Here is a 23,095-nt window from a genome sequence, read left to right as displayed (position 1 = left end):
ATGCTCCTCGTTGGGACAACCGGCCGTTGGAAGGCCCGGCACCGAAAAGGGGCCAGCCGGCAGGCCAACCCCTTCTCATAACACCACTTTCAGGAAGATGAACGCAAATCAGGCCCGGCGGCGACGGCCAGACGGCAGCAGCGAGCCGATCAGCGCGCCGGCTGCCAGCGCCACCAGAATCACCGTAGCCGGATTTTCCTGCGGCTGCTTCCTCGCCCACACGCCCGCTTCACCGGCGGCGATCCGCGCCTTTTCGGCGGCATCGCGGGCGGCTTCGGCGGCTTCATGCGCCTTTTCCTTCGCGATGGCAGCAGCTTCGGCGGCACGCTCTTTCGCGTCGCTGGAAAGGTCCGCCGCGCGGGAGCGGGCTGCGTAATAGCCGCCCTCGGCCTTTTCGGCGAAATGGACGGCTTCGTCCTTCACCTTGTCCCATGCGGATGCCGCCTTGGCGGACAGCGTCTCGTCTGCGTCGGTCATCAGGGGATCCTCCATGTCATAGGCCGCATAGAGCGGGATGGTTTTCCTGCGTGTGGCGAACCACACAAGCCCGGCGGCGGCCAGCGCGGTCAGCCCGCCGCCAACCACAACAGTGCGGTTGTCCTGCACCCAGGCCACGCTGTCGTTCACCAAATCCTCGGCAATGTTCAGCACTTCGTCCGTCACGCGATCCACCTCCGCCCAGGCCCTGTTTTTGGCTTCCTGCACCAGATTGCCGGGCCGCATCCGAACCGACAACTCGTCCATATTGCTTGCCAGCCGCAACCGCCGCGCATTGGCTTCCGCCCTCAGCGCCAGCAGTTCGGCGTCTTCCGCTTCAAGCCGCTTCACGAACGCCTCCAACCTTGGGGCCGGGCGGTGGCATGTCCGGCACCGGCGCCCTGTCTGCCATGGCGCCCAGATCGCGAGACAGCCGCTTCAGCGCCCGATCCGGCAGGATCGGCTGGCCAGACACGCCATCCAGACCCTTTGAGATCAGTAGCCAGCCGATCAGCGCGCACAGCGCCGCCACGATCAGCAGAGACGGCAGCAGGCCCACCAGAGCCGCCAGCGCTACCACAGCAGCCACCGTCAGGAACACCAGCGCCATCAGCGCCAGCATCCCGCCCGCGATCACCTTGGCCGATTCGCGGCCCACAACGCGCAGGTTGCGCTCCGTCTCGGCGCGGGCAAGCGCCGCCTCCGCCCGGACAAGGCCGCCCGCATCCGCGACGACCTCAGTCCAGGTTTCGACGATCGAGCGCGGTGGAATCGCCGCGCCCCCCTCGCCCGGGGCGGAATCAGGCGTCCCGACCACCAGAGCCCTTCAGGAAGCGGGCCAGTGCGAAACCGATCACGGCAGCAGCCCCGACCGCGATGGCTGGGTTGTTGCGAACGGCGCTGCGAGCATCCTCGGCGATTTCCTCCACCTCTTTCTCGCGCAGCTTGCTGGAGAAGCGGTCGATCGAATCAGCCGCCTTGCGGGCGAATTCCGCTGCCTTGGCGTTGCCGCTGTCGGCCGGGCTGTCGCTCAGCTTGCCCGCCACCTGCCGGGCCGCATCCGCGATTCCGGCAAGCCCGTCGGCCGCATAATCCTTGCCGGACGAGGCCGCGCTCTTCGCGCCGGCACCAGCCTTTTCGAAAATCTCGGCGGTTTCGTCCTTCACATCCACGAAGATTTCAGACGCCGTGTCAGCCGCCTTCTTGGAAGCGCGCTTCGCCTTTCCGGCCACGTCATCGGCCACGTCGGTGATGGTCTTGCCATTGGTCGCCATGCTGTACTCCTCGTTCAGCGCCCCGGCATCTGGGGCAAAACCTCTCTCACCACTCAAACTAGGAACATCCCGGCCGGGTTCCAACCCCTTTGCCAACATATCAGCCCAAACAGGCCCCGACCGGGATCAGATGCTTACAACACCTCGAACAGGCCGGCCGCGCCCATGCCGCCACCGATGCACATGGTGACGACAACATATTTCACGCCCCGGCGTTTCCCTTCCAGCAGCGCGTGGCCGACGAGCCGTGCCCCCGACATGCCGAACGGATGGCCGATGGAAATCGCCCCGCCGTTCACGTTCAGCCGGTCCAGCGGCAGCCCCAGCTTTTCAGCGCAATAGACAACCTGCACGGCGAAGGCCTCGTTCAGTTCCCACAGGCCGATGTCGTCCACGCTCAGCCCATGCTGCTTCAGCAGCTTCGGAATGGCATAGACGGGGCCGATGCCCATTTCGTCCGGCTCAAGCCCGGCCACCGCGATGCCCACATAACGGCCCAGCGGCGCCAGCCCCCGCCGCGCCGCTTCGCCAGCTTCCATCAGCACAAAGGCGGCTGCCCCGTCCGACAGCTGGCTGGCGTTGCCCGCCGTGATGTTCTTGCCCGGCCCGCGCACCGGCTGCAGGCCCTTCAGCCCCTCCAGCGTGGTTTCAGGCCGGTTGCCTTCATCCTTCGCCAGCGTGATGACATGTTCAGAGACTTCCTTCGTCTCCTTGTTCACCATCTTCATCGTCGCGGTCACGGGGATGATCTCGTCGTCGAAGATGCCCGCCTGCTGGGCAGCCGCCGTGCGCTGTTGCGACAGCAGCGAATATTCATCCTGCCGGTCCCGGCTGATGCCTAGCGCTCGGCCACCACTTCGGCGGTGTCGATCATCGGCATATACACGTCATTGTGCATGGCGATCAGTTCGGGATCGGCCTGAATCCAGTAATTGCCGCCCTGCACGGTGGAGATGGAATCCACCCCCGCGCCCACGGCGATCTGCTGGCCGTCGACGATGATCTGCTTGGCGGCGATGGCAATCGCCATCAGGCCCGACGAGCATTGGCGATCAATGGTCTGGCCCGAAACGGTGACGGGCAGGCCCGCGCGCAGCAGGGCAAGGCGGGCCACGTTCGGCGCGCCGGAGCCTTGCGTCAGCACGCAGCCCATCACCACATCATCCACTTCCGGGCCTTCCAGCCCGGCGCGCGCAACGGCGGCCTTCACGGCATGCCCGGCCAGCGTCGGCACCAGTGTGGCGTTGAAGGCGCCGCGGAAGGCCTTGCCAAGCGGCGTCCGGGCGGTGGAAACGATAACGGCGTCACGCATGTCTTGTGCTCCCTTATTCTGATCTGGATTCCGGTTTGAAACTGTTGGCCCCAAAGGCCTCAGATATAGGTCAGCGTCACCCATTCGGCGGCGAGCGCTGGCTTGTCCTCGCCTTCGATCTCCACCTTCACCTCCACAATGGCCTGAAGCACGCCGGGCGAACGCTCGCTCACGTCCTTCATGGTGAACTGGCCGCGCACCCGCTTGCCGCTTTTCACCGGGGCCAGGAAGCGCACGGAATTCAGGCCATAGTTCACGCCCATCTTCGCGCCCTGCAACCCGGGCAGCACGTCATAGGCCATTGCCGACAGCAAAGAGAGCGTGAGATAGCCATGCGCGATGGTGGTGCCGAACGGGGTTTTCTTCGCCAGTTCCGGGTTCACATGGATGAATTGATGGTCGCCGGTGGTCTCGGCGAACTGATCGATCCGGGCCTGATCCACCAGAATCCAGTCCGACGTGCCCAGATCCGTGCCCTTCAGCGCCAGATAGTCCGCCAGCGGCAATGCGCGCGCCATGTCTCTCTCCCCAAATTGGCTGTTCCGAATGAGGCCGTCCTTGCCCCCTGCCCCACCCTCACGCAACCCTGCTTTAGACAGGCTGGCTCAGGTGGGCTGGCGCATCAGTCAGTGGCGGCCGCCTTGCGCGCCCGAATCGGCTGCTTCGCAGACCCGCCCATCGGCGGATGCGGGTCGAAGATGTGCCCGTCCGGCCCGGCGAGATAGCTTGTCTGCGAGGGGAAGGCGAAGGCGATCCCCAGTTCGGCAAAGCGGCGCACCATGGCGATCATCACCGCCTGCCGCGCATCGAACATGGATTTCAGGTCCGGGCGCTCCACCATGAACACCAGCTCATAATCCAGCGCGGATGTCGCGAACTGGATCAGGTGCGCGCGATCGAAGCGGCAATCGGGAATGGCGTTCACCATCCGCTCCAATTCGGCGGGAATCTGCTCCAGCAACTTGGGATCGGTCTGGTAGATCACCTCGATCAGCAGCACGACGCGCCGGTGCGAAAAATCGGCGAAATTGTTGATCTGCTGGTTCAGCAGGTTCGCGTTCGACATCACCACCGCCTCGCCGGAAACGGCGCGCAACCGGGTGGTTTTCATGCCGATATGTTCCACCGTGCCCACCACCCCCTGCGGCCCGCCCACCTGAATGGTGTCGCCGCGCCGGAACGGCTGATCCAGCAGGATGGAAAGCGCGGCGAACAAGTCGGAAAAAATCCCCTGCGCCGCCAGACCGATGGCGATACCACCGATCCCTAGACCGGCGACCAGCGCCGTGACGTTCACGCCCAGATTGTCCAGCAGGATGATCCCGGCGAAGGCCCACACCACCACGTTGATGATGACCGTCACCACCCCCATCGCAGACGCCAGATTGGCGTCGTCCGCGCGGGAGGCCGCCTTGCGCTCCACCATGGAAAGCAGGAATTCCCGAACCCAGAAGGCCCCCTGCACGGCGGCCGCCACGGTGAACAGGAAGGAAATCAGCGCCGTCCAGCGCTCCGGCGTGGCGAACAAGTTGCTGACGATCTGCGCCGCAGCCATCGCCATGAAGAAGCTGCGCGTTCGCGCTGCAACTTTCAGCAGCACCCATGTGAAGCTGCCCGTCTCCACATGGCGCAGCCGCCGCCGCGCGATGTGCCGGACGCCCCAGAACAACCCATACAGAACCAGCCCCACCGCAACCCCGGCCAGAAGGCCGAGGCTGTCTGTCCGAAGCCAGTGAAACAGCTCAATGGTCAGCCCCTCCACCTGATCCGGCAGGCTTTTCAGATCACCATTGGCCTTTTCGGCAAGCTGGGGACCGGTGGCAGCCTTGGCCGGCGCTTCGGCGAGTGGGTCGAGCATGGACATTCCGCTTCCTTGCCCCAGCCCCCTAGCCGACGCAAATGCCGCGCCCTATGGCTGGGGGCATGAGCATCCCGGCCGAATTCACCACAGACGATGGCACGCCCCCCATCGCGCTTGTCACCGGCGCGGCGAAGCGCGTGGGGCGGGCGCTGGGCACGGCGCTCGCCCGGCGCGGCTTCCGGCTGGCGATTCACTGCAACAACTCGCGGGCTGAGGCAGAGGCGCTCGCCGCCGAACTCGTCGCGGAAGGCTGCCCAGAGCCACTGATCGTCTCCGCCGATCTGGCAGAGCCGGACACGCCTGCGCGCATCTTCGCCGCCCTGCCCGCCCCGCCCCGCCTACTGGTGAACAACGCCTCGCTGTTCATAGAGGACAGTTTCGGCAGCATCGATCTCGCCTTGTGGCAGCGGCAGATGGCGGTGAACCTGCTGGCCCCGGTGCTGCTGTCGCAGACGTTCGCCGCCGCTCTGCCCGAAGGTAAGGGCGGGCTGATCGTGAACCTGTCAGACGCGAAACTCTCCAGCCCCAACCCGGATTTCTTCAGCTACAGCATTTCCAAGGTGGGCCTTGCCGGTGCCACCGAACTCAGCGCCCGTGCGCTGGCCCCGCACATCCGGGTGAACGCCATCGCGCCGTCAGTCACGCTGGTTTCCGGCCCGCAAAGCCGACAGAATTTCGAACAGGCGCATGTGATGAACGCGCTGGGCCGGGGCGTGGATGTGTCCGATCTGATGCGCGCACTGCTCTATCTGGTGGAGACCCCCACCGTCACCGGGCAGACGCTGGTGATCGACGGCGGCCAACGCTTCCTCGCGCTTCCGCGCGATGTTGCCTATATGGCCGCCCCATGACCGTGATTCCCCTGACAGACGGGCGCCAGCCCGCACTCGCGCCGCGCACCCATGAAGTGTTCCTTGAGGAACTGGAACTGCTGGCCGACATCGGCTTCCATGATTTCGAAGTCGGCACGCCACAGCGGCTGCTGGCGACGGTGCATGTCCGAATCGATCTCGCCCACTGGCCGGAGGCGGACACGCGCGAAGCGAGCTGGAACTATGACTTCATCCGCGGCGGGATTCAGGGGCTGCTGAAAGGCCGCCGCTTCAACCTGCAGGAAACGCTGGCGCAGGAAATCTTCGACATGGTCGCCTCGCGGCCGGGCGTCGCCGGCCTCACCATCACGCTGCGTAAACCGGATGTGTATCCGGATGCGCGTTCGGTGGGCGTCACGCTTTCGTCGGATTGATTTAGGCCTGCGGCAAGGTCCGCCCGCAGGCCCCGATCATCCGCCGCGCCGCCGCCCAATCGGTGGTGAGCGCCGGATTCGCGGCCAGCGTGGCGGGCAATTGCTGCGGCATGCCACAGGCCAGCCCGCGCCACAGCAGGGTGCGCGGCTGCGGCGGCTGCGCCCTGTCCACCAGTTCCCCCGTCGTCGCCAGCACCTGCGGGCGCTGGCCCGGCGTGCGCCGCACCACCAGCGTCAGCGGCGCGCCGCCTTCGGTGCGCAGGAAGAACTGGCTTTCCGAAGCGCCCGCCACCTCGCCCTCGCTGAAGAAGCCGTCGCGCACGCCCGTCACCATCAGCCCCCGCGCGCCCGGCTGCAGCGCTTGCTTCAGCACATCGCGCACGACCGCTTCGGAGTCCGCGCTCCATGGTTGCTGCCCGTAACGGCCCGTCAATTGTAACGGCTGTACGGATGGATCGCCGCCGCCGCTCAACGGACTGGCGAACAGCAGAACATCGGCCCCCTTGCCGAACGGCGGACGCCCGCGGGCATCCGTGCCGCCCTGCCAGCGCCACGCCGCCTCGGCGGGCAGCACCGTGGGAGACGCCAGCGCCGCAGACAGGTCCGCCCGCACCAGCGCCCGCACCTCGCCCGGCGGCACATCCGGTGCTTCCCGCTTCGAAAGCCGGTCCACCCGGTTCACGCTCGCCCGGATGACGGTTGGGCTGGCCAGCGCAAGGTCTGCCAGGTCCGTCCAGGAAAGCGGGGCCGGGGCAAAATTGCCGGGCAAAGGGGTCTGCGCGGCAGCCGGCACGGCCGTCAGCAGCAGAAAACTTGATGAAATGCGCAGCAAAAGCATGGTGGAAGCGGAGTTACACGAAAAGCGGTTGCGGCTGAAAGAGCCGGACGGTATCAAAACTGCGTCTGGGTCGCAGTTTGCCGCGATCCGGCCTGATGCATGCCCAGGGGACAACAAGGGTAGTGCGGCCATAAAGAGCCGCGGCGCGGGTACGGATTGGTTGCGGACACAATCAAGTTGCGCGCCTGGAAGGTCAGCCGGTAAGGGGGCGTCCGAGTCGGACGTTCTATCTGACTGGTTCTTGTCGTTTCGCTGTCTCCCGCATGGGAACCGGTGGCAATGGCAAGGGCCGGGCGCCTGTGGGGGGCGTGATCGGGACCAGATGACAGCAGGGTCGGTGTCGGTCGTTGCCGAAAAGGCGTGATCCACCTGATTCTGGAGCAGAACCGCGGCCCTTTTCGAAGGGGCGCGTTTGAACTGGGCAGGCAGCCTCCCGAACGGGGGCCGCGCAGCTGAGAGGGAGTGGCACTGAGCCTATGTCGTATCTGCAAGAGGAAGGCATCAGCAAGCGAACATGGTACGCGATCATTGCGGTCGGCGTGCTCCACGTTCTGCTTGGCTACGCCCTGATTTCCGGCCTTGCGATCAAGGCCGTGAAAGTGATCACCGGCCCGCTTGAGACGGTGAATATCGAAGAACCGGCCCCGCCGCCGGATGAGCCGCCGCCGCCGCCGCCGAAACTTGAGGACATTCCGCCTTACGTTCCGCCGCCGGATGTGCAGATCGAAACCGCGGCTCCGCCGCCGCCGACCATCACGACGCAAACGGCCGTGCCGCAACCGCAGCCGACCGTGGCGCCGCCGGCACCCCCGGCTCCGCCGCCGGCTCCGCCGGCTCCGACGGTCGCGCCCACCCGGGCCGTCCCCAACGCTCGCAACCGCGAAGTGACGGAAGACGATTATCCGGATGCGTCGCGCCGTGCGGGTGAAGAAGGCACCACCGGAGTCATGGTGGTTGTCGGCACCGATGGCCGGGTGAAATCCTGCACGATCACCAATTCGAGCGGCTTCAGCCGCCTCGACGATCGCGCCTGCCAGATCGCCCAGCGCCGCTGGCGGTTCAAGCCGGCGACCCAGGAAGGTCAGGCCGTCGAATCGGAGTTCCGCACGAACTATCGCTGGCAACTCCAGGAAGGCCGGCGCTGAGTTTCGGCTCGGCTCCTCGATCAATTCACTGATATTAATCCATTTACGCTAGAGGGACTAAACAATGGCTGCTGTCACCACTGAGAACCCGTACGGCCTCGTTGCCGCACTCGAACAAGGCGGGATCATCGCCCAGACGATTTTCGGCATCATGGTGCTGATGTCGATCGTCTCCTGGTACATCATGTTCACCAAGTGGTTCGAACAGAAGAAACTGATGGCCGAAGCCGCTGAGGTGGAAAAGAAGGTCTGGTCCGCCCCCAGCCTGAAGGAAGGCATCGCCAAGATCGACAAGAACTCGGCGTTCCGCCAGCTGGCTGACGATGGCCTGCGCGCCTTCGATCACCATGAAGGCAAGCTCACCGACCAGATCGACCAGCACGAGTGGGTGACGATGACGCTGAACCGTTCGGCCGGCCTCATCTCCAGCAAGCTGAACTCGGGCCTGTCCTTCCTCGCTTCGGTCGGCGCCACGGCTCCGTTCATCGGTCTGCTCGGGACCGTTATCGGGATCTACCGCGCGCTCGTGAACATCGGCATGTCCGGTTCGGCCGCCATCGACAAGGTCGCCGGCCCCGTCGGTGAAGCGCTCATCATGACCGCCATCGGTCTCGCCGTCGCCGTGCCTGCCGTGCTTGGCTACAACTATCTCGCAGGCCGCAACAAGTCGATCCTGGAGAAGCTGAACACCTTCGCTGCCGACGTGCACGGTTACCTGCTGTCGGGCGCTCGTATCGCTCGTCCGGCTCCCGCCGCGCCTGCCGCCGCTCCGGTGAAGAAGTAAGCGCATCTCACACTCCGCCAAGGGGAATTACCCATGGGAATGAGCGTAGGGGGCGACAACGAAGAAGGCGCCCTGATGTCGGAAATCAACACCACGCCCCTCGTGGACGTGATGCTGGTTCTGCTCATCATCTTCCTGATTACGGTGCCCGTCGTGATCCAGACCGTTCCGGTCGAGATCCCGAAGGTCAACAACATCCCGACTGCCACGAAGCCAGAGAATGTGGCGCTGTCGGTTGACACCAACTGCGACATCTTCTGGGGCCTCCAGAAGCTGGGCTCGACTGATGAACTCCGCGAGAAGGGCGTTACCTACCTTCTCGCAGAGGTCGAGAAGCAGAAGGCTGCGGGCACCAAGATCGAGCTGCCGGAAGTCCATATCCGGGGCGATGCGAATGCCGAGTATCGTTGCATTGGCGGGGCTATCTTCGCCATGCAGCGCGCCGGCTATCAGAAGATCGGCTTCATCTCGAATCCGCTCCCCGGCACTGTGCCAACCCGTTAAGAATCCGGGAGAATAACTATGGCTATGTCTATGGGCGGCGGTGATAGCGACAAGCCGATGGGCGACATGAACACGACGCCGTTGATCGACGTCATGCTCGTGCTGCTGATCATGTTCATCATCACCATCCCGGTGCAGACCCACGCAACCAAGCTGGATCTGCCACCGCCGAGCAACCTGCCGAACAACATCAAGCCTGACTTCAACCAGGTGAACATCGACTTCCTGAACACCATCTACTGGAACGATCAGGAAGTGACCCTGGAACAGCTGCAAACCTTCCTGAACCAGGTGGGTCAGATCCAACCGGCGGAATCGCAGCCCGAGCTGCGCCTGAAGCCGGATCAGCTGGCGAAGTATGAGATCGTCAACAAGGTGATGGCGATGGCTCAACAGGCCGGGATCACGAAGATGGGGTTCGTCGGGAATGAAGCGTACGCGTAGCGGACGCTTCAAGGCGGCCGCGATTAAGGCGAAGCCTTAACTCGCGGACTCGCCGGTTCCCACGGCCGGCACGAAAAGAAAGGCGGGGTCTCGACCCCGCCTTTTTTTTTGCGTGTCCGACGGGCCGGCTTGCCGGCCTCTTCCTTGTTGCTGCTCTTCAACCCACAGCCGGACTCGGCGGCTCAGCCGCCGGCCGGCCCCTCCGCCCACCCCCCACCTCGCTCAGGCTGTGATGATCCACTCACGCCGACATTCCGCTCAGGCTGAGCTTGTCGAAGCCCCGGACGTGAAAGCAACGGACGAGTCGGCGCACATGCTCCATGGGGCTTCGACAAGCTCAGCCTGAGCGGGTGGAGAGAAGGCTGAGCGAGCGGAGGGAAGGCTGAGCGGGGAGACGAGCGGCGGCAAAGGCCGAAAGGCCGACGGGTTTACAAAGAACGGGGCGGCCCTTTCTGTACAGACCGGCCAGCTCGCAACGCCCGCGCGACGGGAATGACCGTCAGCAGGCAACAGCCCACTTTCGGCTCACAACATCAGGCACCTCTCCGGCACCACAAACCAGGCACCTCAGCGGCTCAACGCACCCCCGGCCTCAGCACCCACCGCCTGCAACCCTGCCAGCCGCGAATACAGCCCACCGGCCGCCACCAGCTCGTCATGGCGGCCCACCTCCACGATCGCGCCGCCATCCATCACCACGATCCGGTCGGCGTCTTTCACGGTCGCCAGACGGTGCGCGATCACAAGGCTGGTGCGACCCTGCATCAGCCGTTCCAGTGCATCCTGCACCGCCGCCTCGCTCTCCGCGTCCAGCGCGCTCGTCGCTTCATCCAGCAACAGGATCGGCGCATTCTTCAGGATTGCCCGCGCAATAGCGATTCGTTGCCGCTGCCCGCCAGACAGTTGCGACCCGCCCTCCCCCAGTTCGGTGTCCAGGCCGCCGGGCAGCGCGCGCAGGAAGGTCGCGGCGTTGGCGGCCTCGGCCGCCGCCCAGACCTCCGCTTCGCTCGCGTCGGGCCTGCCATAGAGGATATTGCTGCGCGCAGTGCCCATGAACACCACGGCTTCCTGCGGCACGATGGCGATCCGCGCCCGCACCTCGGCCGGATCGGCCAGCCTCAGGTCCACGCCATCCATCAGCAACCGGCCCTCGCTCGGGTCATAAAAGCGCTGCACCAGCTGGAACAAAGTGCTCTTGCCCGCACCCGACGGCCCGACCACGGCAACCCGCTCACCCGGTGCCACCTGCAGCGTGAAATCGCGCAGCGCCGCCATCTCGGGGCGGCTGGGGTAGCGGAAGGCCACATGCTCAAACGCCAGCCGCCCCTCGGGCGGCAGCGGCAGGGCCTGCGGCCGGTCCGGCCGGCTGATCGTCGGGCGTTCCGCCAACAGATCGCGCAGCCGCGCCGACGCTCCAGCCGCGCGCAGGAAATCGCCATAGACTTCCGTCAGCGCCCCGAAAGCGCCCGCCACGATGGCCGCCGCCAGCACAAAGGCGGTGATCGTCCCGCCAGACATCTCGCCCGCGATCACGTCGCGCGCGCCTTCCCACAGCACCAGCGTGATCGCCCCGAACACCAGCGTGATCACGATCGCCGTCATCCCCGCGCGCAGGCTGAAGCGCTTGCGCGCGGTTGCAAACGCCGCCTCCACCGCACCGCCGAAGCGCTGCGTCTCCCGCTCTTCCGCGCCGAACGCCTGCACCACCTTGATGGCGCGCAGCACCTCCGACACCATGGATCCCACATCTGCCACCCGGTCCTGGCTCTTCTGAGACAGGGTGCGAACCCGCCGCCCCATCAGCACGATGGGCAGGATCACCAGAGGGATCACGATCAGCATCAGCCCCGTCAGCTTGGGGCTCAGCACGAACAGATAGATGATGCCGCCCACACCCATGAACAGGTTCCTGAGCGCCACAGACACCGACGTCGCCACCACCTGATCGATGATGCTGGTGTCCGCCGTCAGCCGGGAGGCGATTTCAGACGGCCGGTTAATCTCGAAAAAGCCCGGGTCCAGCCGAACCAGATGCGCCTGCACATCGCGCCGCAGATCGGCCACCACCCGCTCGCCCAGCCAGCTGACGAAGTAAAAGCGAACCGCAGTCGCCATCCCCATCACCAGCACGATGCCCAGCAAGCCCATGAAATAGGGCGAGATATTCGCGCCCTCCCCCGCCCCGAAGCCCTTGTCCACCACAAGCTTGAAGCCCTGCGGGATCGCCAGCGTGGCGCTCGCCGCCACAATCAGCGCTGCCAGCGCCGCCGCCAGTTGCGCAGGGTAACGCCGCACATAGCCCCACAGCAGCGCAAGGTTGGACAGTTTCCGCGACGGCGGTGCCTCATGCGCACGGCTGTCGGATCGGGGCGGCGGGGGGGGAGAAGGCGCGTTCACCCGCCCCAGATAGGCGCTCCGCCGCCCAGCCTCAATCGCCCCTGTTCCCGCTTGCAAATCCCGCGCATCCGCGCACAGTCCGCCACAGGGGGAAACGCGCATGGGTCCAACTGAACTGATCGCGATGGCCGCCAGCTTCAGCCTGCTCGCGGGCTGGCGGCTCTATGCCGCGGTGCTCGTCGCCGGGCTGGCAATGCGGTTCGATATCATCCCGCTGCCCGAACATCTCGCCAGCCTGAAACTGCTGGGCAACCCTTGGGTGCTGGGCGTGGCCTTCCTTGGCACCGTCGCCGAATTCCTCACCGACAAGATTGCCTGGGTCGATACTGCATGGGATGGCGTGCACAGCCTCATTCGCCCGCTGGGCGGCGCGCTGCTCGCACTCGCCATCATCGATCCGTCCCAGCCCGTCTGGCAGATCGTCGTGCTGCTGCTGGGCGGCGGCTCCGCCTTCCTCACCCATGGGGCCAAAGCCACCACCCGCGTCGCCATGAACGCCAGCCCGGAACCCGTCTCCAACGTGGTGATGTCCACCGCCGAAGACGTCACCACCACCTCCATCCTGCTGATCGCACTGGCCAACCCATGGATCGCCCTGATCCTCGCGCTGCTGCTGCTGGCCGCCACCATCGGCATCTTCTTCGCCGTCCGCCGCTTCGTGAAAGACATCAGCGACCTGTTCAAACCCCGCGATCCGTCGGTCTGAGGGGAAGGAAGGCAAGGGGCTTTGCCCCCTGCACCCCCAGCAGGAGGGTGACCCTCCTGCACCTCCATAAGTTTTGGGAAGAGGCCCCCGAGCAGTGACGTGCGGGCTGCGCTTCCTGCGATGGGGGCCTCTTCCCAAAACTTCGGGGGTCAAGGGGCGTCACGCCCCTTGCGGGGTGCAGGGGCAGAGCCCCTGCCTCCTCCCCCTCACGCCGACGCGAACAGCGCCTTGCGCGGGCCGAGGTAGCCGAACAGGTAGGCGGCGACTTTGCGCATCTGGATTTCTTCCGCGCCTTCGGTGATGCGGTAGCGGCGGTGGTGGCGGAAGATGTGCTCGAAGGGTTTGTGGCGGGAATAGCCGATGCCGCCGTGCACCTGCATGGCGCGGTCTGCGGCTTCGCAGACGAGCCGGTTCGCCCAATAGTTGCACATGCTGATCTTGTCTGAGAGTTGGTGCTCGATGGCTTCGTGCGGGATCTGGTCCATCTGCCAGGCGGTTTTATAAATCAGCAGGCGGAGCATTTCGCACTGGGTGGCCAGCTCCACCAGCGGGAACTGGATGGCCTGATTCTTGGACAAGGCCTCGCCGAATGGCTTGCGCTCGCGGGCATAGCGCACGCTTTCCTCCACGCAGAAGGTCGCGGCCCCCAGCGAGGAGGCTGCCTGCCGGATGCGGTTCTGGTGCACGAAGCTCTGCGCCAGCGACAGCCCGGCGTCGGGCGCGCCCAGCAGGGCGCTATCCGACACCCACACGTTGGTGAAGCTCACGCGGGGGTGATCGGTGGGCATGTTGAAGGTCCACAGATATTCCTCGATCTTCACGCCCGGCGTGTCGCTGGGCACCAGCAGGCAGCTGATCCCGCGCGCGGAGCCATCTTCTCCGGAGGTGCGGCAGAAGGTGGCGCAGTGGGTGGCGACATGCATGCCGGTCGTCCACATCTTCTCGCCGTTGATCAGCCAGCCGTCCACGCCGTCGCGCGTTTCGCGCACCGCGCGGGTTTCCATGTGCGTCGCGTCGGAGCCATGGTCCGGCTCGGTCAGGCCGAAGGCGACCATACGTTCGCGCGCGAACATGCCAAGGATGAATTCCTGTTTCTGCGCTTCGGTGCCGAAGGTTTCGAACATGGCGACGAAGGGGAAATTCCCCACGATCGAATGTTCGTTCTGCAGATCATTGTGCAGCCCCAGCCCCTTGCGGGTGAAATGATCGCGGATCACCGCCATCCACAGATTGTGACCATCCTTGCCGCCATATTTCTTCGGCGCGGAAAAGCGCCAGTGCCCGGCCTTGTCGGCGCGGATCGTCGCCTCGCGCAGCAGCGCTTCCCATTCGTGGCGCGGCAGCCCGCCATTTTCGAAATCGGTGCGCGCCCATTCGCGGCGATGATCGAAGAAGCGGATATTGTCGTCCGCCTGCTCCAGCGGCCTGATCTCGGCTTCGATGAAGGCGTCCAGTTCGGCCAGATAGGCTTGCAGATCGGCCGGCAGCGCAAAATCCATGTCACTCTCCCTCGGCGCGCACATTGCGCAAGGGAAGGCTTCAATCCACTTGGCGAATTGGGGAGCGCACGAACGAAAGCGACAGGCCCGCGATGCCCAGAAACAGGATCGCCAGCGCGATTCCCGGCCGGATGCTGCCCGTCAGCGTGACCATCAGCCCCACCAGCGTAGGGCCGACAAAGGCGGTGGCCTTCCCCACGAAGGCGAACAGGCCGAAATAGGCCGCCACGTTCGCGGGCGGGGCCAGCATCGCCATCATCGTGCGCATTCCGGCGATGGAAAAGGCGGCCCCGGCGGCGATGAACGCCCCGCCCACCATCACGCCCCATTCCTGCGGGGTCGAAAGGGGCGCGCCCAGCGGCACGCCGGTTTCGATGCCGAACAGGCGGCTGCCGTCCGTCAACATCACAGAGGCTGCCCCGAAGGCCATCAGCGCCAGCCCCAGCAGGGTCAGCTTCTTCGATCCGATCCGGCCATCGATGAAACCGCCGGAAAAGCCGCCGATCACCCCGAAGCTGGTGATCACCAGCCCGAAGCGTGCCAGCGTATCGGCCTTCCAGCCGAACATGGCGGCCGCCAGCACCGCGCCAAAACCGAAGATGATTGCCATCCCATCGGCGGACACCATGCGCGCGATCAGGAACAGCCGCATGTTGCGATCCGCCCACGCCTCGCGCAGCGTCGCCTTCAGATCATCCAGCCCCTGCCGCACCGAAGGCCGCTGCGTCGCCACCCGATCCCGCGCGACGATCAGGAACGGGGAGAGGAACAGCAGCACAGATACCGCCGCGATCGGCCCGGCGATCCTGTCCACCCCGTGCGGCACGGCTGCAAGCCAGCCCGGCGTGGCAGAGGCCAGCGCCAGCACAATCAGCAACACCACCATCCCCGCAATCTGGCTGATCCCGAACGACAGGCCGGATAGCAGCCCCATCTGCGCCGGACGGGCCGCAACGGGCAGAAAGGCGTTGGAAAATTGCGTCATCAGCTCCACCGCCACCATCCCCAGTATCACGGTGAAGGCGACGGGGATCAGCGCCGTGCCCGGAGCGGCGAACCACAGCGCCAGCGAAGCCGCAAAGGCCAGCGCCCCCGCGCCCGCCAGCCACGGCTTCAACCGCGCACCGGAATCGGCGATCGACCCCAGCACAGGTGCCAGAATGGCGATGGCGAGGCCGGACAGGCCCAACGCATAGCCCCAGATGCTCGCGCCCTGTGCCTGACTCGTGGCCAGTGTGCCCGCGAAATAGGGCGCGAACACATAGCGTTGCACAAGGTTGAAATAGGGCTCGTTCGCAGCCTCCGTCAGCGACCATGCCGCCTCCTGCCGCGTCAGTCGAGCCAAGGCGTCGTCCTTCGCGCATCCACCGCCCAACGCTCCAGCGCGCCATCCTCGTCGGCGATCCACAGGGCGTCGTGCAGGTTCACCGTGGGATCGACATGGCCGGGCTGCAGCCACACAAGGCTGCCGTCCGCGGGCCAGTCGGGCCGGGCAAAGGCGGGGTCCGCTTCCAGCACTTCCACCGCCGCCAGTCCTTGTGCCTTCATGGCCTCCGCCGCAGCCGGATGCAGCAACCCGCCATGCTCGTCGCCCTGAAAGAAGAAGCGGGAGCCTTCGGGGGCTCCGGCCAATATCCGCGCGGGCGGCCCGTCCGCAGAGAGCGCCTTCAGCCCGGAATCGATGGTCACATGGCTTTTCCATTGGGCGGACACCACGCTGGCCGCCAGCAGCAGTGCGGTTTCATAGGTCGCGCCCGCCTTGCCATAGGCGACATCCATCAGCGCATAGGACCCCGCCTGAATCTCCGTGAACACGCCTGCCGCCAGATCCAGCGGTGCAGTCCCGGTGCCGCCACCGGTGACAGAGGCCGGGTCCATCCCGTCCGCTCGCAACGCCTCCACCAGCGCCCGCAGCCGCGCCATCAGCGCCGCATGGGCAGGCCCGCGCCCCGGATCGGCCTGCAGAGTGCCCACATAACATTGCAGCCCACCCCAATGATGCCCCACATCCAGCACCGCGCGGACCAGCGCGGGCACATCCTCGAAGCGCGCGCCGCTGCGGTGTTGCCCGCCATCCACATCCACCAGCAGGCTGATCCCCGGCGGGGCAAGCGCGATCTGCGCCTCGCTGTCCACCACGGCAGATACGCGGACGCCCTGCCCGGCCAGTTGCGCCAGCACCGGCCAGCCCCATGGCGGCACCGGGGCGGAGATCAGCAGATCGCTCACCCCGGCTGCGGCATAGGCCTCGGCCTCGCCCACCGTCTGGCAGCAGACGCCCACCGCACCCAGTTCCTGCTGCCGCAGAGACAGGCGGCTGCATTTCGCCATCTTGCCATGCGGCCGCAGTTTCACCCCGGCGGCATCGCACGCCGCCTGCATCGCCGCCAGATTGGCCTCCAGCGCAGCGCGGCGCACCACCAGCGCAGGCGTGCGCGGCACGCTGAGCTTCGCCAGAAAATCGCTCAGCGGTTCCACGGCAACCGGTCCAGATCGACATTGCCGCCCGTCAGGATCATCCCCACCGCTTTCTGGCCGGGCTTCCACGCCCCTTCCAGAATCGCCGCCAGCGGCACCGCGCTGCTCGGCTCGACGATGATCTTCATGCGCGCCCAGATCAGCCGCATCGCCTCCACGATCGCCGCTTCAGAAGCCGTCACCACATCATGGGCCAACTCGCGCATCACCCCGAAGGTCATGTCGCTCATCGATGTCGTCAGCCCGTCGGCGATGGTGGCGACGGGCAGACGCTGCGGTTGGATCCGCCCGCTGTGGAAGCCGCGCGCGGCGTCATCCGCCATGGCCGGTTCCGCCCCGATCACCGGCACGCCCGGCAACAGTTCGGCCGCCGCCACCAGCGTGCCCGCCAGCAGCCCGCCGCCGCCCACCGGGCAGGTGATCGCCCCCAGTTGCTCGGTGGCGTCGGCGATCAGTTCCAGCACCGCCGTCCCCTGCCCCGCCGCCACCAGACGGTTGTCGAACGGCGGGATCAGCGTTGCGCCCGTTTCCGCCACAATGGCCTCGGCCGCCGCCAGCCGGGCCACCAGAGTCGGCTCGCACTCCACGATACGCCCGCCATAGGCCGCCACCGCCGCCTTCTTCGGCGCAGGTGCCGTGTTCGGCATCACGATATGCGCGTCGATCCCCCGCTCCCGCGCCGCCAGCGCCAGCGCTGCGGCATGGTTGCCGCTGCTGTGCGTCACCACGCCGCACGCGGCCTCCTCCGCCGACAGCGCCAACACCGCATTGAACGCGCCACGCGCCTTGAACGCGCCGGTTCGCTGCAAATTCTCGCATTTGAACAGAATGCGGCATCCCGCGATCTCGTCGATCACCCGGCTCGTCAGGATGGGGGTGCGGTGGACATGCGGGGCAATCCGCGTCTCGGCGATGCGGATGTCCGCGAACGTGGGGGCTGTTGTCATGCGCGGCGGACATTGCGGTGCGAAACCGCCCCGGTCAACGCCGTCAGCGCAAGCCGCAGCTTTCCCGCACCACGAGCCGCATCGGAATGGGCGTCGGCGCCGGTTCACGCCCCGCGATCCGGTCCAACAGGGCGTCGACCAGCAGTCGCCCGGCCAGTTCGCTGTCCTGCTCCACGCTGGAAAGCGCGGGCGTGCTGTGAAGCGCAGACAGGATGCCGTCAAAGCCGACGACGGCCACATCGTCCGGAATGGAGCGCCCGGCATCCCGCAGCGCCTTCATCGCCCCCAGCGCCAGCAGATCGGATGCGGCAAACACCGAATCGAACTGCGCATCCTGCGCCAGCAGCCCGCGCACGGCGGCCTCGCCCTGCTCTTCCCGGCTGCCATTGCTGATGGCCCGGCTTTCAAGGGGCTGGATGCCGGCTTCCGCCACGGCCGCCAGATAACCATCGCGCCGCAGCCGGAAGGCGACATGGCCATCCCAGCCCGGCCCCACGAAGGCGATACGCCGCCGCCCGCTGGCCGCCAGATGCGCCACCGCAAGCCGCCCGCCCTCCGCATTGTCGCAACGAATGGTGGGCAAACTATCTTCCGGGGCACCCCATGCCACCACATGTGCGCCCTGCCGGTGCGCCGCGTTGAAATGATCCCACCCTGCCGCATGCGCCGCGCTGCCGATCACGATCAGCCCGTCAGCCTCATGCGATTGCTCATAATCGCTGCGGAAATTGGCCGCGCTGTCCTGAAACGACAACAACAGGTGAAACCCCCTGTCAGACGCCGCCGCGCCGATGGCCCCCAGCAGCGCAAAATAGAAGGGATTCACCCGCGCCCGCGCCTGCCCCGGCTGCGTCAGGATCACCACCGCCAGCGTGCCCGTGGAGCCGCTGCGCAGCCGCGCCGCCCGGCTGTCGATCCGGTAATTCAGCGCGCGGGCGGCCGCCTGCACCCGCTCCCGCGTTTCCGCGCTGACGGACGGATCATCGCGCAACGCGCGGGAAACCGTGGGCTGAGACACGCCGGCTGCACAGGCCACATCGAAGGAGGTGGGCCAATTCTGCCCGTTCGCATCGCTTCGCCGCCGATTCATGGCGCTGATATAGCGATGTCCGATGAATGTTTGAAGCCGGGCCGGTGGCTGGGGTGCCAGGATTCGAACCTGGGAATGGCGGTACCAAAAACCGCTGCCTTACCGCTTGGCTACACCCCAATTCCGGCTGTCCGGCGCTGCGCCACCCAAGCCTGAGCCGGGGGCCGGTGCGTCCGGAGGCGCGCTGATAGCTGGAACATCGGGGCGCTTCAAGCCCCGAATTGCAGGTTCAGGCCGTCCGTGCGCGCGGCGAAGCCGTTGCCGCCCACAGCAGGCCGAAATAGGCGACGAATGTTACGATCAGCCACACCAGCCCCGTGCCCGGGAACGCAATGGCCAGCAGATTGGGCACCGCCACCAGCAGCAACACCCACGCCAAAGGCCGCGGCCAGCCCCAACGGGCGTAGAGATAATGGTGCAAATGGTCCCGCCCCGGCGTGAACGGGCTCTTGCCCTGCCACAGGCGGAACACGATCAGCCGCAGCGTATCGAACACCGGAACCGCGAAGATCAGCGCGATGTCGTCCACATGGATGTCGGCAAAGCCATGGTTCCACGCATAGATCGCCAGCAGCCCGAACATCGCCGACAGGCCATAACTGCCATTGTCGCCCAGAAAGAGCCGGCCCTTCATGTTGAACACAAACAGCACGGCCAGCGCGCCCGCGATCGCCGCCATCAGCGGCAACATATGCGCGGGCAGCCGCAGCATCAGGATTGCTGACCAGATCAGCGCCTGACCGATCACCAGCCCATTCTTCCCGTCCGCCATGTTCACGGCGTTCAGCAGGCCCACAAAGCACAGCAGCGAGAAGCCCAGCCCCAACAGGCCGGGTAACAGGAACAAATCCTCCTGACCGGCGAACAACAGGAATGAAACGGCGAAATCCGGCACCTGCGCAATCGCCGCCAGCAGAAACATCGAGGCAACTGCAAGGCGTGTCCGCGCCGTCAGCCCCATGCGATCATCCATCGCGCCGACCAGAAACAGCCCCGTCACGGTGACAAGAAACCACAACAACACGCGACGAGGAATAGTCGGGAACAACAGCAACATCGCGACGACGGCAGCAGCAGCAGCCAGCACCAGCGCCAATCCACCCACCAACGGCGTAACCTTGGCATGCAGTTTCCGTCCACCGGCCGGGTCCGGGAAATCCAGCAGGCCCAGACGCGTGCCGATCGGCACCGCCCACAGCGAAACCAGCAGCGCGATCAGCGCGCCGGAAAGGGCAAATGCGAGATTGGCGATCATCAGTTGGTCGCCAGCACGGCCACAGTCGCAACGGAGGTCGCAAGCTGGGCGATGATCGTCGTCACGTCCCTGAACACCGACAGGCGATAGAGGGGATCGATATTCTTCGGCACGATGATCGTCGTGCCCGGAGGCGGCGTGCCGCCGCCGCGCCCGCTGGCACGAATGGGTTGCGCCATGCCGTTGGGCAGCACCATGAAGGCGCGATTGTCATCCGCGGTGCGCTGCATGCCGCCCGCCTCGCGCAGGTAATTCTGCGCGGACTTGCCCTCCACGAACTGCAGCGCGCCCGGATTGTTCACGTCGCCCAGCGCCAGCACATAGTTCGGCCGCTTCGGAATGAAGATGCTGTCGCCCGGCTCCATGATCGTATCCAGATCCGGCCGCAGCTCCAGAACGCGCGGGTCGGCCTCTACCACCATCCGGCCGGGAGCTTCGGTGGTTCCCAGAGTCTGGATCAGCGCGGCCGCCCCGGCCAGACCGTCTCCGCTCGACGAGCTGGAGCGCGCGGCAATCGCCAGCAGGCTGTTGTTCAGTTCGCGCGCCGTCCGGCGGAAGCCTTCTTCCTGCGCTTCCTTCACGCTGCGGCGGGTAAAGATGGCACCATAGGCATAGCCATAGTTCGTCAGCCCACCCGCGCGCTGCAGCAGTTCCGACAGCTTCTCCCCCTTGCGGATGGAATAAAGCCCCGGCCGCGCCACCTCGCCAGACAGCAACACGCCCGACCCCTCAAACGCGCCCTGCTGGGCGTTGAAGCGGATGTCATCGCCGGGTGCCAGCGTCGTGAGCGACATCATGGAACCGCTCCCGTCGATCTGCACCCGCTCGGTCGGCCCGCCGACGCTGCGGTTGATATCCAGCACCAGATCGCGCGAGCCGACCAGCAGGCCGTCTGCCACCAGAGACAGATCGCGCGCAGAGGCCAGTTCACCCACGGGATAAGCACCCGGCCGCCGCACCGAACCGCCGATGCTGATGCTGTGCTCGATCAGCACGGGCAGCAACTCAGGCTCATCCTCGAACACCTTGGGGCATTCCGGAATCTTGTCTTCCTCTGCCCGACGGGTTTGCGTCCCGGCGACAGCCATGTCCGTGGTCCGGCGGCTCGTCTGCCCAAGAGCCGTACCGACTGCGCCAAGCTTAGCTCCCTCGTTCGAGATCACGACAAGTCCTGAACGGGTAACGGCATTGAAGCGCGCGGCTTCAGTGTCTTTCACCAAGGTCGCCAACCGGTCGAGCGCCTTGCATTGCGGCATGGGATTGGGCTGGCCCAGCACCACCTGACGCACAGCCACGCTGTTCATGAAAGCGATATCCGCCCGCGAAAAGACGAACAGCTGGTCCTCGCTCTGCAGCGGGGTGGAGTTGCGCTCCCTCAGCTCGCGCGCGAGGTTCACCATCTGGAACAGCCGGGCCCCGCTGGAGGGATCGCGCCGCACCAGAATCGCGCCAAGCTGGTAGGTGTCGCTGCGAAGGTCCGACGGCGAGCCGACCAGTTCGGCCACCGTGCCTGCCGCCACCAGCGGCCGCGCGCCGGCATTGTCTACAAAGCCCTGCAGCTGCACCCGCCCGACCGCGCCGCCAGCCGACCCGGCCAGCACCTGCACGGAATCGCCCGCCAGCACCGTGGCCCCGGTCCCTGCGGCCTTGATGAAGCTTTCCGTGCCGTCCGGCCCGATGCGGCTGATCACCACCTGCGCACCCCGCTGCCGGATCGCCCCGCCCGCAAAGCCCACAACCGAACCCACCGACGAGGAACCGCGAAGCTCGTAAATGCCGGGGCGGGCGACTGCCCCCGTCACGGCGATCGTCGGCCCGATCACGGGCACGATCACCTTGTCGCCGTCCTGCAGCCGCACGCTGGGCGGCGCGCCGATCCCCAGCAGGCCATAAAGGTCCACGCTCACCGTGCCGCCACCGGCCCGCACGATCCGCACCTGCCGCAGCGACCCCGAGCGGCGGATGCCCCCCGCCTGCGCCAGCGCCGTGCCGACGTCCGACAAGGATGTCAGGCTATACTGGCCCGGCCGCTCCACCTCGCCACCAACAAACACGCTGACAGCGCGGACTTCGCCCACCGACACATAAACGTCCGTCGCCAGCAGGGTCCGCTTGGTTTCCGCCGCCAGATCGTTGCGAACGCTGCCAAGCGAGCGCCCCGCAGCCGGAATCGGCCGCAGGTCTCCAACCACGATCTTGCCGTCACGATCGACCCGCACCGTCTGCGTGCGATTCGTCGCGCCCCGGAAACTCACCTGAATCTGGTCGCCGATGCCCAGCACATATTCGTCGCTGATCGCCCCGGCACGCGTGCCGGTCGGCGGCGGTGCCGACTGGAAGAAATCATAACCGAACTGGCGCAACTGCTTGTCGCCCAGCCGCCGCCGATAATCCTGCTCGACTTCGGATGGCATGTAGATGTCGCGCAGTTGGCGACGCGCCTCGGCCCGGCGAACCTCCTGCTCTTCCAGCGTGTCGATGCGGCTGCCCGGCAGCGAAACCTCTCCGGTCGAGAGGGGCTGCTGAACACCCGAATCTGCCTGCGGCAACTCGCTCGCCCCAAGCTGGGTCTGCAGATTGCGCAGGAGGCTGGGGTCCAACGATTGCGCAACGGCCTTCTGGGCAATGAGACCAGAGGGGAGCAGCAGAGAGACCGACAGCAGAATTTGGAACGAAACTCGCACCAGAGAAAAGCTCCTGAGATTTCCGCGCGGTTTATGAAGCCCGGCGAGCCCGGTCAATCGCAGGTTCCAAAACCCGAGGCCCGCGTCTTGTCATATCCCGACATCATGGCTGTCGTGTCAGATCCGCAACCTCTTGAGCGGCAACCCGGTCCGC

General features: G+C 66.0%; 21 protein-coding genes, 1 tRNA gene and 1 pseudogene. 7 read left to right on the top strand and 16 right to left on the bottom strand.

Annotation, left to right across the window (positions count from 1 at the left end; genetic code table 11):
• Nucleotides 1–108: 108 nt before the first annotated feature.
• The 6 genes and pseudogenes from FJQ54_RS02155 to FJQ54_RS02130 form a co-directional block, all read right to left on the bottom strand.
• Nucleotides 109–828 (bottom strand): DUF3618 domain-containing protein, encoded by a 720-nt coding sequence (locus FJQ54_RS02155; protein WP_181159944.1) that lies wholly within the window; start codon nt 826–828, stop codon nt 109–111.
• On the bottom strand, nt 815–1,294 hold the full coding sequence (locus FJQ54_RS02150; protein ID WP_181159943.1) for a phage holin family protein: 480 nt from the start codon (nt 1,292–1,294) through the stop codon (nt 815–817). Before FJQ54_RS02150 ends, FJQ54_RS02155 begins: the two co-directional genes overlap by 14 nt.
• Nucleotides 1,278–1,751: a hypothetical protein gene (locus tag FJQ54_RS02145; RefSeq protein ID WP_140926686.1), complete on the bottom strand. Its 474-nt coding sequence runs from the start codon at nt 1,749–1,751 to the stop codon at nt 1,278–1,280. The genes FJQ54_RS02150 and FJQ54_RS02145 overlap by 17 nt, the downstream gene beginning before the upstream one ends.
• Nucleotides 1,752–1,885: 134 nt before the next feature.
• Nucleotides 1,886–3,063: pseudogene (locus FJQ54_RS02140) on the bottom strand (acetyl-CoA C-acyltransferase).
• Between the two features lie 59 nt (nt 3,064–3,122).
• Nucleotides 3,123–3,581, bottom strand: a complete 459-nt coding sequence (locus tag FJQ54_RS02135; RefSeq protein WP_140926684.1) for a MaoC family dehydratase — start codon at nt 3,579–3,581, stop codon at nt 3,123–3,125.
• Nucleotides 3,582–3,685: 104 nt separating this feature from the next.
• Nucleotides 3,686–4,927, bottom strand: coding sequence for a mechanosensitive ion channel family protein (locus tag FJQ54_RS02130; protein WP_235890281.1), 1,242 nt, complete (start codon nt 4,925–4,927; stop codon nt 3,686–3,688).
• A 47-nt stretch (nt 4,928–4,974) separates the two neighbouring features.
• Here FJQ54_RS02130 and FJQ54_RS02125 point away from each other — a divergent pair, with 47 nt between their 5' ends.
• Nucleotides 4,975–5,775, top strand: coding sequence for an SDR family NAD(P)-dependent oxidoreductase (locus tag FJQ54_RS02125; RefSeq protein ID WP_235890280.1), 801 nt, complete (start codon nt 4,975–4,977; stop codon nt 5,773–5,775).
• A complete protein-coding gene (locus tag FJQ54_RS02120; RefSeq protein WP_140926682.1) occupies nt 5,772–6,170 on the top strand; it encodes a dihydroneopterin aldolase in 399 nt (132 codons plus the stop codon). Before FJQ54_RS02125 ends, FJQ54_RS02120 begins: the two co-directional genes overlap by 4 nt.
• A 1-nt stretch (nt 6,171) precedes the next feature.
• Here FJQ54_RS02120 and FJQ54_RS17365 read toward each other — a convergent pair whose 3' ends face one another.
• Nucleotides 6,172–7,008, bottom strand: a complete 837-nt coding sequence (locus tag FJQ54_RS17365; RefSeq protein ID WP_181159942.1) for a hypothetical protein — start codon at nt 7,006–7,008, stop codon at nt 6,172–6,174.
• A 476-nt stretch (nt 7,009–7,484) separates the two neighbouring features.
• Between FJQ54_RS17365 and FJQ54_RS02105 the strand changes: the two genes are divergently transcribed.
• From FJQ54_RS02105 to FJQ54_RS02090, 4 genes are all read left to right on the top strand, one after another.
• Entirely contained in the window at nt 7,485–8,153 is a 669-nt protein-coding gene (locus FJQ54_RS02105; RefSeq protein WP_140926676.1) for an energy transducer TonB, read from the top strand.
• Between the two features lie 64 nt (nt 8,154–8,217).
• Nucleotides 8,218–8,937, top strand: coding sequence for a MotA/TolQ/ExbB proton channel family protein (locus FJQ54_RS02100; RefSeq protein ID WP_140926675.1), 720 nt, complete (start codon nt 8,218–8,220; stop codon nt 8,935–8,937).
• 33 nt (nt 8,938–8,970) lie between these two features.
• Nucleotides 8,971–9,441 carry an ExbD/TolR family protein gene (locus tag FJQ54_RS02095; protein WP_235890279.1) on the top strand — a complete coding sequence of 157 codons (471 nt, stop codon included), beginning with the start codon at nt 8,971–8,973 and terminating at the stop codon, nt 9,439–9,441.
• Nucleotides 9,442–9,459: 18 nt separating this feature from the next.
• Nucleotides 9,460–9,885 carry an ExbD/TolR family protein gene (locus tag FJQ54_RS02090; RefSeq protein WP_140926673.1) on the top strand — a complete coding sequence of 142 codons (426 nt, stop codon included), beginning with the start codon at nt 9,460–9,462 and terminating at the stop codon, nt 9,883–9,885.
• 567 nt (nt 9,886–10,452) lie between these two features.
• Here FJQ54_RS02090 and FJQ54_RS02085 read toward each other — a convergent pair.
• Nucleotides 10,453–12,282, bottom strand: a complete 1,830-nt coding sequence (locus FJQ54_RS02085; RefSeq protein WP_235890278.1) for an ABC transporter transmembrane domain-containing protein — start codon at nt 12,280–12,282, stop codon at nt 10,453–10,455.
• A 100-nt stretch (nt 12,283–12,382) separates the two neighbouring features.
• Here FJQ54_RS02085 and FJQ54_RS02080 point away from each other — a divergent pair, with 100 nt between their 5' ends.
• Nucleotides 12,383–12,988 carry a DUF4126 domain-containing protein gene (locus FJQ54_RS02080; RefSeq protein ID WP_140926669.1) on the top strand — a complete coding sequence of 202 codons (606 nt, stop codon included), beginning with the start codon at nt 12,383–12,385 and terminating at the stop codon, nt 12,986–12,988.
• A gap of 206 nt (nt 12,989–13,194) precedes the next feature.
• Here FJQ54_RS02080 and FJQ54_RS02075 read toward each other — a convergent pair whose 3' ends face one another.
• The 8 genes from FJQ54_RS02075 to FJQ54_RS02040 form a co-directional block, all read right to left on the bottom strand.
• Complete coding sequence (locus tag FJQ54_RS02075) at nt 13,195–14,487, bottom strand: acyl-CoA dehydrogenase family protein (protein ID WP_140926667.1); 1,293 nt, start codon at nt 14,485–14,487, stop codon at nt 13,195–13,197.
• A 40-nt stretch (nt 14,488–14,527) separates the two neighbouring features.
• The gene (locus tag FJQ54_RS02070; protein ID WP_181159941.1) at nt 14,528–15,832 is read right to left on the bottom strand and encodes an MFS transporter; all 1,305 of its coding nucleotides are present in this window, start codon (nt 15,830–15,832) and stop codon (nt 14,528–14,530) included.
• A complete protein-coding gene (locus FJQ54_RS02065) occupies nt 15,820–16,965 on the bottom strand; it encodes an alanine racemase (protein ID WP_140926663.1) in 1,146 nt (381 codons plus the stop codon). Before FJQ54_RS02065 ends, FJQ54_RS02070 begins: the two co-directional genes overlap by 13 nt.
• Nucleotides 16,953–17,912: a pyridoxal-phosphate dependent enzyme gene (locus FJQ54_RS02060; protein ID WP_140926661.1), complete on the bottom strand. Its 960-nt coding sequence runs from the start codon at nt 17,910–17,912 to the stop codon at nt 16,953–16,955. Before FJQ54_RS02060 ends, FJQ54_RS02065 begins: the two co-directional genes overlap by 13 nt.
• Nucleotides 17,913–17,955: 43 nt before the next feature.
• Nucleotides 17,956–19,002 carry a LacI family DNA-binding transcriptional regulator gene (locus tag FJQ54_RS02055; RefSeq protein WP_140926659.1) on the bottom strand — a complete coding sequence of 349 codons (1,047 nt, stop codon included), beginning with the start codon at nt 19,000–19,002 and terminating at the stop codon, nt 17,956–17,958.
• Between the two features lie 45 nt (nt 19,003–19,047).
• Nucleotides 19,048–19,122: transfer RNA gene (locus tag FJQ54_RS02050), tRNA-Gln, on the bottom strand.
• A 109-nt stretch (nt 19,123–19,231) separates the two neighbouring features.
• Entirely contained in the window at nt 19,232–20,257 is a 1,026-nt protein-coding gene (locus FJQ54_RS02045; protein WP_140926658.1) for an MraY family glycosyltransferase, read from the bottom strand.
• Nucleotides 20,257–22,857: an SLBB domain-containing protein gene (locus FJQ54_RS02040; RefSeq protein ID WP_140926656.1), complete on the bottom strand. Its 2,601-nt coding sequence runs from the start codon at nt 22,855–22,857 to the stop codon at nt 20,257–20,259. Before FJQ54_RS02040 ends, FJQ54_RS02045 begins: the two co-directional genes overlap by 1 nt.
• Nucleotides 22,858–23,095: the final 238 nt, after the last annotated feature.

Origin of the sequence: Sandaracinobacter neustonicus (assembly GCF_006385875.1) — a bacterium.
Classification (GTDB): domain Bacteria; phylum Pseudomonadota; class Alphaproteobacteria; order Sphingomonadales; family Sphingomonadaceae; genus Sandaracinobacteroides; species Sandaracinobacteroides neustonicus.
Note: the sequence above shows the minus strand (reverse complement) of the source record. Positions and strands in the feature narration are given on the sequence as shown.

Excerpts from the sequence above, each read along its gene's own strand:
- FJQ54_RS02145 (WP_140926686.1), bottom strand. The coding sequence starts at position 1,751 with ATGGCGACCAATGGCAAGACCATCACCGACGTGGCCGATGACGTGGCC.
- FJQ54_RS02135 (WP_140926684.1), bottom strand. The coding sequence starts at position 3,581 with ATGGCGCGCGCATTGCCGCTGGCGGACTATCTGGCGCTGAAGGGCACG.
- FJQ54_RS02130 (WP_235890281.1), bottom strand. The coding sequence starts at position 4,927 with ATGTCCATGCTCGACCCACTCGCCGAAGCGCCGGCCAAGGCTGCCACC.
- FJQ54_RS02125 (WP_235890280.1), top strand. The coding sequence starts at position 4,975 with ATGGCTGGGGGCATGAGCATCCCGGCCGAATTCACCACAGACGATGGC.
- FJQ54_RS02120 (WP_140926682.1), top strand. The coding sequence starts at position 5,772 with ATGACCGTGATTCCCCTGACAGACGGGCGCCAGCCCGCACTCGCGCCG.
- FJQ54_RS17365 (WP_181159942.1), bottom strand. The coding sequence starts at position 7,008 with ATGCTTTTGCTGCGCATTTCATCAAGTTTTCTGCTGCTGACGGCCGTG.
- FJQ54_RS02105 (WP_140926676.1), top strand. The coding sequence starts at position 7,485 with ATGTCGTATCTGCAAGAGGAAGGCATCAGCAAGCGAACATGGTACGCG.
- FJQ54_RS02100 (WP_140926675.1), top strand. The coding sequence starts at position 8,218 with ATGGCTGCTGTCACCACTGAGAACCCGTACGGCCTCGTTGCCGCACTC.
- FJQ54_RS02095 (WP_235890279.1), top strand. The coding sequence starts at position 8,971 with ATGGGAATGAGCGTAGGGGGCGACAACGAAGAAGGCGCCCTGATGTCG.
- FJQ54_RS02090 (WP_140926673.1), top strand. The coding sequence starts at position 9,460 with ATGGCTATGTCTATGGGCGGCGGTGATAGCGACAAGCCGATGGGCGAC.
- FJQ54_RS02080 (WP_140926669.1), top strand. The coding sequence starts at position 12,383 with ATGGGTCCAACTGAACTGATCGCGATGGCCGCCAGCTTCAGCCTGCTC.
- FJQ54_RS02075 (WP_140926667.1), bottom strand. The coding sequence starts at position 14,487 with ATGGATTTTGCGCTGCCGGCCGATCTGCAAGCCTATCTGGCCGAACTG.
- FJQ54_RS02060 (WP_140926661.1), bottom strand. The coding sequence starts at position 17,912 with ATGACAACAGCCCCCACGTTCGCGGACATCCGCATCGCCGAGACGCGG.
- FJQ54_RS02055 (WP_140926659.1), bottom strand. The coding sequence starts at position 19,002 with ATGAATCGGCGGCGAAGCGATGCGAACGGGCAGAATTGGCCCACCTCC.
- FJQ54_RS02045 (WP_140926658.1), bottom strand. The coding sequence starts at position 20,257 with ATGATCGCCAATCTCGCATTTGCCCTTTCCGGCGCGCTGATCGCGCTG.